At 59.9% G+C, this 289-nt stretch carries 1 protein-coding gene; it reads right to left on the bottom strand.

The features are described 5' to 3' along the window. Positions 1–289, bottom strand: a 289-nt coding sequence (yihA, locus tag J0A67_RS23660) for a ribosome biogenesis GTP-binding protein YihA/YsxC (protein ID WP_206571693.1), incomplete at both ends; no start/stop codon positions are given.

Here is a 289-nt window from a genome sequence, read left to right as displayed (position 1 = left end):
AGCACCACCAGCCCTTTCAGGCTGTTGCGCATCTGCAGGTATTCGCCCAGCGCGCGTTGCCATTTGCGCTTCATTTCTTCCGGCACTTCGGCGTAGCCATAACCCGGCAGGTCGACCAGACGAATGCCGTCTTCCACTTCGAACAGGTTAATCAGCTGGGTGCGCCCCGGCGTCTTACTGGTGCGCGCCAGGCTCTTTTGGTTGGTCAGCGTATTCAGCGCGCTGGATTTACCGGCGTTGGAACGGCCGGCAAAGGCGACTTCAATTCCTGCATCCCCCGGAAGATGGC

It is taken from the genome of Algoriphagus aestuariicola (genome assembly GCF_017254835.1).
Classification (GTDB): Bacteria; Bacteroidota; Bacteroidia; order Cytophagales; family Cyclobacteriaceae; genus Algoriphagus; species Algoriphagus aestuariicola.
This window is presented reverse-complemented; position numbering and strand designations above follow the sequence as displayed.